This window comes from Caldicellulosiruptor acetigenus (assembly GCF_026914305.1).
Lineage (GTDB): Bacteria > Bacillota > Thermoanaerobacteria > Caldicellulosiruptorales > Caldicellulosiruptoraceae > Caldicellulosiruptor > Caldicellulosiruptor acetigenus.
Window position 1 is genome coordinate 2,728,988 of sequence record NZ_CP113866.1, and the last position, 10,623, is coordinate 2,739,610.

General features: G+C 38.0%; 11 protein-coding genes. 4 read left to right on the top strand and 7 right to left on the bottom strand.

Features of this window, described 5'->3' with window-relative positions; translation table 11 throughout:
- Window positions 1-12: 12 nt before the first annotated feature.
- The 7 genes from mnmG to rpmH all read right to left on the bottom strand — a co-directional run bounded on the left by mnmG (window position 13) and on the right by rpmH (window position 5,939).
- Window positions 13-1,899 carry a tRNA uridine-5-carboxymethylaminomethyl(34) synthesis enzyme MnmG gene (gene mnmG, locus OTK01_RS13170; RefSeq protein ID WP_029228564.1) on the bottom strand — a complete coding sequence of 629 codons (1,887 nt, stop codon included), beginning with the start codon at window positions 1,897-1,899 and terminating at the stop codon, window positions 13-15.
- A gap of 29 nt (window positions 1,900-1,928) precedes the next feature.
- The gene (gene mnmE / locus OTK01_RS13175) at window positions 1,929-3,296 is read right to left on the bottom strand and encodes a tRNA uridine-5-carboxymethylaminomethyl(34) synthesis GTPase MnmE (protein ID WP_013433758.1); all 1,368 of its coding nucleotides are present in this window, start codon (window positions 3,294-3,296) and stop codon (window positions 1,929-1,931) included.
- Between the two features lie 89 nt (window positions 3,297-3,385).
- Window positions 3,386-4,012, bottom strand: coding sequence for an RNA-binding cell elongation regulator Jag/EloR (gene jag / locus OTK01_RS13180; protein ID WP_013433759.1), 627 nt, complete (start codon window positions 4,010-4,012; stop codon window positions 3,386-3,388).
- A 29-nt stretch (window positions 4,013-4,041) separates the two neighbouring features.
- Window positions 4,042-5,067: a membrane protein insertase YidC gene (locus tag OTK01_RS13185; RefSeq protein ID WP_029228565.1), complete on the bottom strand. Its 1,026-nt coding sequence runs from the start codon at window positions 5,065-5,067 to the stop codon at window positions 4,042-4,044.
- Between the two features lie 54 nt (window positions 5,068-5,121).
- Window positions 5,122-5,349: a membrane protein insertion efficiency factor YidD gene (gene yidD / locus OTK01_RS13190; protein ID WP_013404442.1), complete on the bottom strand. Its 228-nt coding sequence runs from the start codon at window positions 5,347-5,349 to the stop codon at window positions 5,122-5,124.
- A gap of 3 nt (window positions 5,350-5,352) precedes the next feature.
- The gene (rnpA, locus tag OTK01_RS13195; protein ID WP_013433761.1) at window positions 5,353-5,712 is read right to left on the bottom strand and encodes a ribonuclease P protein component; all 360 of its coding nucleotides are present in this window, start codon (window positions 5,710-5,712) and stop codon (window positions 5,353-5,355) included.
- A gap of 92 nt (window positions 5,713-5,804) precedes the next feature.
- The gene (rpmH, locus tag OTK01_RS13200) at window positions 5,805-5,939 is read right to left on the bottom strand and encodes a 50S ribosomal protein L34 (RefSeq protein WP_013291559.1); all 135 of its coding nucleotides are present in this window, start codon (window positions 5,937-5,939) and stop codon (window positions 5,805-5,807) included.
- A gap of 264 nt (window positions 5,940-6,203) precedes the next feature.
- Between rpmH and OTK01_RS13205 the strand changes: the two genes are divergently transcribed.
- Genes OTK01_RS13205 through OTK01_RS13220 form a run of 4 tightly spaced genes read left to right on the top strand, consistent with a single transcriptional unit; the run spans window position 6,204 to window position 10,174 of the window.
- Window positions 6,204-7,676 (top strand): spore germination protein, encoded by a 1,473-nt coding sequence (locus OTK01_RS13205; RefSeq protein WP_029228566.1) that lies wholly within the window; start codon window positions 6,204-6,206, stop codon window positions 7,674-7,676.
- Window positions 7,677-7,698: 22 nt separating this feature from the next.
- Window positions 7,699-8,805, top strand: a complete 1,107-nt coding sequence (locus OTK01_RS13210) for a GerAB/ArcD/ProY family transporter (RefSeq protein WP_029228567.1) — start codon at window positions 7,699-7,701, stop codon at window positions 8,803-8,805.
- Window positions 8,802-9,923 carry a Ger(x)C family spore germination protein gene (locus OTK01_RS13215; protein ID WP_029228568.1) on the top strand — a complete coding sequence of 374 codons (1,122 nt, stop codon included), beginning with the start codon at window positions 8,802-8,804 and terminating at the stop codon, window positions 9,921-9,923. Before OTK01_RS13210 ends, OTK01_RS13215 begins: the two co-directional genes overlap by 4 nt.
- Window positions 9,924-9,955: 32 nt before the next feature.
- A complete protein-coding gene (locus OTK01_RS13220) occupies window positions 9,956-10,174 on the top strand; it encodes a hypothetical protein (protein ID WP_029228569.1) in 219 nt (72 codons plus the stop codon).
- The last annotated feature ends 449 nt before the right edge of the window (window positions 10,175-10,623 follow it).

The window sequence follows — 10,623 nt, forward strand, 5'->3', positions numbered from 1 at the left end:
AAAGGTTTAAAATCAATCCTTCTTACCTTTTTTAACCGACTCAAGCCAGATGAGAAGAACAGAAATATCTGCCGGTGACACACCAGAAATTCTTGATGCCTGGCCAATTGAAGCAGGTCTTATTTGTGAAAGTTTTTGTTTTGCCTCTGTTGAAAGTCCAAGTATTTGGCTATAGTCAACCCACTCGGGTATCTTTTTGTTTTCAAGTTTTTTGAACTGTTCAATCTGTGCAAGCTGTTTTTTGATATATCCCTCGTACTTTATCTCAATCTCAACCTCATCTTGAACATACCAAGGAAGGTCAGGCCTTGCAGGGTCTATCTCTTTCAAATCCTCATACGAAAGCTCAGGCCTTTTCAAAAGGTCAGAAAGCTTAACACCTGTTGAAATAGGTGATGAACCCTTTTCTTGTAAAAACTTATTTACCTTTTCGCTCGGGGCTATCACAGTATTTTTTACCCTGTTTATTTCATCTTCTATCATCTTTTTCTTTTGCAAAAACTTTTCGTACCTTTGCTGTGATATAAGCCCAATCTTGTAGCCAATTTCGGTAAGACGAAGGTCTGCATTGTCCTGTCTTAAAATCAGCCTGTACTCAGCTCTTGATGTCATGATTCGGTATGGCTCGTTTGTCCCTTTTGTGACAAGGTCGTCTATCAGCACTCCAATGTAAGCTTGTGACCTGTCCAAAATGAGCATTTCTTTGCCCTTGACATACATTGCAGCGTTAATCCCGGCAATTATTCCCTGAGCAGCTGCTTCTTCGTACCCTGATGTCCCGTTTATCTGCCCTGCAGAAAAAAGACCTTTTATCTTTTTAAACTGTAGCGTTGGTTCAAGCTGAAGCGGGTTTATACAGTCATACTCTATTGCATATGCTGGGCGCATTATCTTGACATTTTCAAGGCCTATTACACTTCTGTACATTTTTACTTGCACATCTTCTGGCAGTGACGTTGACATCCCCTGGACATACATCTCGTCTGTGTCAAGACCTGTTGGTTCAATAAACACCTGGTGTCGGGGCTTGTCTGCAAACCTTACAACCTTGTCTTCAATTGAAGGACAGTACCTGGGTCCAATACCAGAAATAAGTCCTGTGAAAAGCGGTGCCCTGTGAAGATTTTCCCTTATTATTCTATGAGTCTCTTCTGTTGTGTATGTCAGATAACAAGGCACTTGAACAATATTGAAATTATCTTCATTTTCAAACGAAAACGGCAAAGGCTTTTCGTCTCCTGGCTGGATTTGCATCTTTGAAAAGTCTAAAGACCTTCTGTGAACACGGGCAGGCGTGCCAGTTTTAAACCTCATCATCTCAATGCCAAGTTTTTTGAGGTTTTCTGTAAGATATCTTGCCGGGTGCATACCGTCAGGTCCGCTGTCATACACTGTCTCGCCTATAATTACTTTTCCGCCAAGAAATGTTCCCGTTGCAAGCACAACTGCTTTTGCCAAAAAAATTGCACCTGTTGTTATTTTCACACCCTTTACCCTTCCATCTTCAACTATTATCTCGCACACCTCGCCCTGGCGAATGTCAAGGTTCTCCTGATTTTCAAGCACCCTTTTCATATAGAGTCTGTAGCGGCTTCTATCACACTGTGCTCTGAGTGAATACACCGCAGGGCCTTTTGCCCTGTTTAGAATTCTTACCTGGATGGCTGTTGCATCTGCAGCTTTTCCCATCTCACCGCCAAGCGCGTCTATCTCGCGCACCAAATGTCCTTTTCCAGTTCCGCCAATGCTCGGGTTGCACGGCATGTTGCCAATCGAATCCAGGTTTATTGCAAATATTATGGTTTTAAGACCAAGCCGAGCAGATGCAAGCGCAGCTTCTATTCCAGCATGACCAGCTCCTATCACCGCAACGTCGTATTCACCTGCAACAAATTCCATAATCTTAAACACTACCCCCTTCTTAAATCTCATTTTCCTATGCAAAACATTGAAAAAATCCTGTCAACCATGTCCTCTGTGACGTTTTTACCGGTTATTTGATAAAGACTTTCAAGTGCGTTTTTGATGTCAATTGAAAGAATGTCAAGAGGGACGCAATCAAGGTTCTCTTTTGCCGAGAGCAAAAACTCCTTTGCTTTTAAAAGAAGCTCTTTGTGACGAAGGTTTGTTATAAGGACGCTGTCAAACGCTTCAATGTCTTTGTCCAAAACCTCGTTTGCTATTGCTTTTTCAACAAGCTCTAAGTTCTTGTCATGTTCAACAGAGATAAAAATCCCTTCTTTGCCAAAAATCCTTTTAATATCCTCATGCGAAACTTTTACTTCTTTGTCTATCTTGTTTACAAGAACAATGAACCTCTTGTCCTTGATTGTCTCAAAAATCTCCAAATCCTCTTGCAAAATGCCGCTTGATTCTATCATGAAAAGAACAAGGTCGGCTCTTTCGATACTTTCCAATGTCTTCTTAACACCAATTTTTTCAACAACATCCTCTGTTTTTCTCACCCCTGCAGTGTCTGCAAGGATTATCGGGATACCTTCTATGTCCAAAACCTCTTCAATCACATCACGTGTTGTACCGGGTATGTCTGTCACAATCGCCTTTTCTTCTTTTAAAAGCCTATTAAGAAGAGATGATTTTCCAACGTTTGGTCTTCCAACTATTACAGTGTATATTCCGCTTTTTATTGCTTTTCCTGTCTCGTATGATTTTAAAAGTTTATCGATTTTTTGTAGCGCAGCATCGACGGTAGATAAAATCTCAGTGTGCGGCACCTCATCAACCTCATGTTCTGAAAAGTCAATTGAAGCTTCAATTGATGCAACCAGATTCAAAAGAAGCTGAGAAATCTCTTCAATTCTCTGGCTTAGCATACCTTTTAACTGTTTTGCAGCGTTTTGTTGCAAAAGCCTTGTCTTTGAATTTATTATATCAATCACAGCTTCAGCTTGAGACAGGTCAATCCTGCCGTTTAAAAAAGCTCGTTTTGTAAATTCACCCGGCATGGCATGGCGCGCACCATTTTTGATTGCAGCCTCTAAAATTCTTTTTAGCACAACCATGCCTCCGTGGCTCTGAATCTCAACAATGTCCTCGCCTGTATACGAATGTGGGGACTTGAACTTTATCAAAATTGCCTCATCCACAAACTCATCACCATCATACACATCAACAAGCGCAGCATACCTTGCAGGGATGTCTTTTATGCTTTTATACTTCCTGCTTCTTATGAGTTTTTCTGCAATATCAAAAGCATCTTTTCCTGATATCCTTACAATCCCTATCCCGCCTGTACCAATTGGCGTTGAAATTGCAGCAATTGTGTCAAACTCCATCTCTTATTTTCCCCTCTTTTACAAGACTTTTCAGAATACAAACAAAGCAGGGCAAAAGTATTTTACCCTGCTTTTCAAATTCTTTTTATCTATTTTAATGTAATTACAACCTTTCTATACGGCTCTTCACCCTCTGAGTATGTTGTTACAAACTTGTGGTTCTGCAAAGTGGTGTGGATAATTCTTCTTTCATATGGAGTCATAGGCTTAAGTTTTATACTCTTTTTGCTCCTTGCCACTTTATCAGCTAAAGCCAGTGCAAGCCTCTTGAGCCTTTCTTCTTTTTTCTTTCTGAAATTCTGACAGTCAAGAAGAATTCTAACAGTCTCCTCTTCTTTTACTCCTCTGTTGACAACAACACCTGTCAAAAACTGAAGAGCGTCAAGCACCTCGCCATCCTTGCCAATAAGCTTAAATGTATTTTTCCCGAAAAGATTCACTTTTATGAACTCTCCATCTCTTACCATATCCATCCTGTCAATTTTGACATCCATGTTAGCAAGCACACTTTTTAAAAACTCTTCAATCTTCTCTTCTGGCGTCTGCTTTGCAATCACCTTTACCTTTGCAGGCCTTGCCCCAATTATTCCCAGAATTCCTTTCGACCCCTCGTCAATCACCACAATCTCAGCCTTATCGCGCGAAATCTTCAGCTCTTTTAGCGCAAGTTCAACTGCTTCATCTACAGTCTTTGCGGTTTTTTCTACCCATTTCATAAAAATTTCTCCTCCGCACAAGAAATTTTTTACTTTTTCTTTTTCTTACTGGTTTTGTGCTGGCCAGAAATCTGTTGCTTGAGCTTTTCTAACTCTCTTTTTCTCTCTCTTTCCTTCTCATCACTCTCTTTGCTCTCACTTTTAACTTCTTCTTTTTCATCTATATTGCCACTTTCTTTGCTTTTTTCCTTTGACTCAATCTCCTGCATTTTTTGAGCCTGTTTTTCGAGCTGTTTTCTCCTCTCTTCTTCCTCTTTTTTGTGTTTCAGCTTCTTATACACAACCTCATTTGCTATAAACTGCTGCAGGATTGTAAATAGGTTTGTAACCGTCCAGTAAAGCACAAGACCAGATGGCACCTGCAACGCTATAAAGTAAGACATAAGAGGGCTGAAAATCATAAGGCTCCTGTTCATACTCTCTGCCATAGCATTTGACTGGCTCTGGGAATACTGCGGGTTGAACTTCTTTTGGCTATTCATCGAATATAGGATTGACAAGAACGAAAACGCAGCACTCAAAATTGGAAGCACTATCAGCTCTTTCTGGGCAAGGTTTATTCCGAAAAAGTGCATGTCAAGCCCAAGCTTTTGCGCCTCATCAACAATCCTCTGCGTGATACTGTAACCTGTTGCGCCTGTTATCAGGTCTTTGACATACTGGTGTGATTTTCCAAGTACGTACACAAGTGGGTTTTGAAATACATAGTAAAGTGAAACCAAAATAGGAAGCTGAATTAAAAGTGGCCAGCACCCACCTGCAGGATTGTAACCTGTCTCCTGGTACAGCTTTAACATCTCTTCCTGCATCTTTCTCTGGTCATTTTTGTACTTTTGCTGTATCTCCTGAAGTCTTGGCGCAACCTCTGCCATCTTGGATGTGGACTGAATCTGTTTTATATACAAAGGAAGAAGAAGCCCTCTTACTATCAATGTAAGAAGTATTACAGCAATGCCATAGCTTCCTGGAATATGAGCGCCGTGTAAAAAGTCGTATATGAACTTCAAAAGCCGTCCGAGCGGAATTGCCAAAAAATCAAGCCATGTCGGGTTCAAAACTCTTATCCTCCTCTAATTTTCTAACTTTTTGTATTCTGTTTCAAATTATTTCTACTTCAAAGGGTCATATCCACCGGGATGAAACGGATGGCACTTTACAATCCTCTTAAATCCCAGCCACAGCCCGTAAAACCCATACTTTTCAATCGCTTGCAGTGTGTACTCTGAACATGTCGGGTAAAATCTGCAGCTTGGCACAACCTTTAGCGGTGATATAAACTTCTGATAAAATCTTATCAAAAATTTTAATGTTAGTAAAATATATTTTTTTACTCTCATCTTTCATTCCTCTTTCATGAGCCTCAGTCTTTTAAAAGCCTTTTCAAGGTCATCTTTGAAGTCTTTTAAATGTATCTCCCTTGCCTTTATTTTATCATCTTTTATCTTTCTTGCAATCACCACAATGTCAAATCCCTGTTTGATTTTATCAATGTTTTCTAAAATCCAAGCCCGCACAATTCTTTTAAACCGATTTCGCGCTGTTGCTTTGCCAAGCTTTGCAGACATTGAAATTCCAAACCTGCTAATTGAAAGCCCGTTTTTCAATGAATACACAACAACCTTCTCCTGCGCCGCAAACCTTCCTCTTCTTATGCATGCTTCAAACTCCTCATTTTTTTTGAGCGTAACAAACTTATTCATTCACTTTCTTTCCTTGTTACTATATTTTCTTATTACAACTTTTCTTTTTTTTAAGCAAAAAGACCACTTTTTGTCTTCAAAGTGGTCTTCCACTACACTGCAAGTCTCTTTCTACCTTTCAGTCTTCTTCTTTTTAAAACTTTTCTTCCGCCTTTTGTTCTCATTCTCACCAAAAATCCGTGAGTTCTTTTTCTTCTCTTGTTATGAGGCTGGTATGTTCTTTTCATATTCTGCACTCCTCCCTCCAAAAAAGTTTATGCTATACCTACATTCTTGCCTCTCAGCATACAGTAAAACAAATTTTATTATACTCCAAATCATGCAAAAAAGTCAAAGGGTTGTTTTTGCTGTTTATTAACTTTCTTTTTCATCACCATTACCTTTTTTCAGCCTCTTGTTAAAGAATTATACCACTTTTTAAAGTTACTTGTATATTATTTTTCCCTGTTGGGCAAAATTAGTATCAGAAAAAGCATCTTGCGGGAGAAAAAATGAAAAAAGGTTCTGCTTCTAACTCAATCACTTCATCGTATGAACAGAACATCCAAAATATCAGGGATGAGTTTGGAAATTTTAGCGACCTTATAATAAGAGAGTTCAAGATAGGTAGTAGCAACATAAGAGCTTTTCTTGTCATGATAGACGGGCTTGTTGACAAGGTGGTAATAAATGAACACATCCTAAAACCGCTCATGAGAGATATCAGTATTTACAAAAAGGACCAATCTACATGTGAAGAGACTTACATGCTCATAAAAGAAAACATTTTATACAGCCACTGCATAACTGAAGAGAGAGACTGGGCAAAGACAGTACACTGTATATTGTGCGGGGATGTTGCGCTTTTCATTGACGGTATAGACAGATGTCTTTTGATATCTGTGCGCGGGTGGGAGTCGCGCGGAATTGAGGAGCCAAACACAGAGGTTGTTGTAAGAGGTCCAAGGGAAGGTTTTACTGAAAATTTGAGAACTAACACAGCACTTATCAGAAGAAAGATACGCGACCCAAAACTTAAGATTGAGTCAATCAAGATTGGAAAAATATCCAAAACAGATGTTGCAATATGTTATATAGAATCCATTGCAAAAAAAGAACTTGTAGATGATGTAAAAAGGCGCCTCGAACAAATTGATATGGAATACATTCTCGAATCAGGGTATATAGAATCTTTCATAGAAGATGGCAAGTATTCAATCTTTCCAACTGTCGGAAACTCAGAAAAACCTGATGTTGTTGTTGGAAAGCTCATGGAAGGAAGAGTTGCAATACTGGTTGACGGAACACCTTTTGCTCTAACCGTCCCATACCTTTTTGTTGAAGCTTTCCAGACAAGTGAGGATTACTATTCAAGGCCCTACTACTACAGCATTGTAAGGCTTTTGAGATACTTTTCATTCTTTGTAGCAACCACGCTGCCAGCTCTGTATATCGCAGTTACAACATTCCACCAGGAGCTTTTGCCAACATCGCTTTTAATCAGCATTGCAAGCGCCCAGGCAGGAATACCTTTTCCATCGTTTGCAGAAACACTTACAATGCTTGTAATATACGAAATATTAAAAGAAGCGGGTGTGAGGCTTCCACGGCCGGTGGGCCAGGCAATCTCTATTGTCGGTGCTCTTGTTATCGGTGAGGCAGCAGTGTCAGCCGGGCTCATCGGTGCTCCGATGGTTGTGACAGTTGCTTTCACTGCGATATCCACTTTTATGATTCCTGCAATCTCTGATGCAGCTACAATTGTAAGGTTTGCGTGTGTTGTCATGTCATCTATCTGCGGTCTTTACGGGATAATGCTTGTTTGGATTTTGATGCTCATTCACCTTTGCAGCTTAAAATCATTTGGGGTAAACTATCTTGCACCCATAGCTCCAATGGTTGTCCATGACCTTAAAGATGTGTTTGTGAGGCTTCCTTGGCGAATTTTGAAAAAGCGACCTATCGTTCTCAATAAAAATTTCTAAGGTTGGGTGGTAGACAGATAAAATGTCAAACTCAAAGATATCATATTCACAGTTTTTGTGTCTATTTTTTGTCAACAGAATAGTAATGGTGCTGACATTTCTGCCAATATTCAATGCACCGCCAAAAAACCAGGATGTGTGGCTTTCGGTTGTGTTCATGTATCCTTTTTCCATCTTAGCATCACTGCCCCTTATTTATCTTTGTTCTTTGTTTCCAAACCAGACATTTACAAGTATACTCAGTATCATATTTGGAAGAGCATCAATAGTTTTGTCTATTCTTTATGTGTGGTTTTTCCTTCACATCACAGCAATACAGGTTGCACAGTTTGTTGAGTTCATGGCTACAGCTGCCTTGCCAGAAACACCAATCCTGTTTTTGATAGTAACAATGCTGACTGTTTGTCTTTATGCACTTAAAAAAGGAATAGAGCCTTTGGCAAGATTTGCACAGATAACAACATTCATTACAATGCTAAGTCTTGCAATTATCATGATAATATCTTTAAGATTTTTTGACCCTTCAGCTTTAAAACCTGTTTTAGAAAAAAATATATCACAGTCTATTTTTGGCGGAATATACCTATGTTCACTGAGTTCTGAAATAATCACAATTGGTATGATAAACCCGTATATAGTAAAGAACAAAAACTGTATATTAAAAGACATGACAAAAACCATCTCACTGGCTTTCTTGCTGGTTGACATATTTTACCTTGCAATTACATTGATTGTACTTTCTCTTTTTGGCTATGCACAGGCAAGCAGGCTTTCGTTCCCGTTTTACTCTGCAATAAAGGTGCTAAGTGTTGCAGAGTTTCTTGAGAGGTTTGAATCGCTTCACATGGCAATTTGGATAATGGGCATATTTCTCAAAATCACATATTTTATGTACATCCTTCTTACAACCATCCAGGAGCTAAGAAATACTGCAGACCATTTTGCATATGCAATTCCTTTTACATCTGTGCTTGCACCTTTTGTGTTTTATATAATCCCTGACTTTTTGTCTCTTGACAGGTTCATGAGCTATAGGTATTTTACCCTGTACTCATACATCTTCATATTTTTCATACCGCTTTTTACTCTCATATTTGCAAAAATAAAGTTGAGGTCGAGAAAAAGATGAAAAAATTTGTAATCTTTTTATTCATTCTTTTGATACCAGTTTTTCTGACAGGTTGCTGGAACAGAAGAGAACTCAATGACATTTTGATTATCCAGGCTGTTGGAATTGACAAAAATAGAAGCGGAGAGTTTAAGCTCACGTACCAGGTGTTAAAACCAAAGGTACTAAAATCTCCTCTGAATTTGCCATCAAGTCCACAACAAAAAGGTGTATGGTGTTTTTCTTCAACAGGCAAAAGCATATTTGATGCTATTCGAAATGCAACCCTTTCGTCTGATAAAAAACTTTTCTGGGCTCATAACAAAATAATTGTCATCAACGAAAAAATGGCTAAGCAGGGAATTAAAGATGTCCTTGATATGCTCCTGCGCGACCATGAAATGAGGTCAGATGCATACCTTATTGTAACATCGCAGGATATTGAAAAGTTTTTAGATACAACCTCACCCATAGAATCAATACCCGCAAAAGAGCTTGAAAACGTGATAAAGAACTACTTTGCAAACGCAAAAACGTTTCCTGTTAGGCTATACGAATTTCAAAAGATGTCAAATACAAAGTCAAAAACTGCAGTTGTTCCTTTTGTGACAACAAAATCACCTCTCAAACAATCTTCTCAGACACAGATGTTTTATGTAGAAAAGATGGCCATTTTCAATAACTACAAGCTTGCAGGGTATCTTACACATCAGCAGATGCGAGGACTTTTATGGGCAACTGGCAAAATAAAAAGCGGGATATATCCGATAAAGCTTCGCGAAGGATTATTTTCTTTAGAACTTATACAAAACAGTAGCACCATCGATGTAAACAGAAAAGACGGCAAAGCTTTCTTTACTTTGCGAATAATTACTGAGACAAACCTTGGTGAAAAACATTCAAACTCTTTAATCTCAAGCTCTTTGATAGAAAAAATAAAAAAAGAGCTTAGCAAATCAATCAAAAACGACATTCAAAATACACTTAAAAAATCTTTTGAACTCAATTGCGACATTCTGCACCTTGGCGATATTTATTACTCTTCATACAAAAAGCCTTTAAAGTTTGACAAAAATTCTATTTCGGTTTCAATTGTTGTAAAGCCGTTCATAAGACGATTTGGTATGATGAAAGAGTGAAATATCAGAATATTGAGGAGAAAAAAAGGGTCATGAACATAGGATTTATAGTTATTGTTTACCTACTACTTTTTGCTACAGAGTATTATATCTTAAAAAGAAGGTATCTTCAAAAAGAGATGTTTTTCACAAGCCTTTTGATTTTCACAGGGCTTGCTCTCAGTTTAATCCTGAACATCAAGAAAAACGTGCCAAATCCACACATTTTGATTGAAAAGCTATTTGACAAGCTATTTTCTCTATTTATGTAAACACAAAATTTAAAAATTCTCAAAAATAACATGAAAAATTGTCCACAGAAAAAACTATGTTTACTTAGTCTTTTAAAACCCTTTCTTTTTCTGTATCTTCTTCAAGTCAATATCTTATAAAAAGTCAACCATCGTTAATCAAGATATCCACATGTGAAAATCTAATTTTGATAAATTCAATTCACAAAAATAATCCACATATCCACAGTTTTTATCCACAGACTTTTAACAGGGTGTAGACAAATTTTTCACTGTGGAAAATTTGTCTCTCAAAAAATATTTTCTTATTGATGTGGATAATTTTTTTTGGTATATTTAATAGTGCTTCTGAAAATTATAAAACATATTTTCGGTTGTGGAAATTAGTTTTCCACAGTTGTTGATAACATTGTGGATAACATTTGAAAAATGCGAATTTTAAATTACATATAAAAAGGGTGAAAATTCAC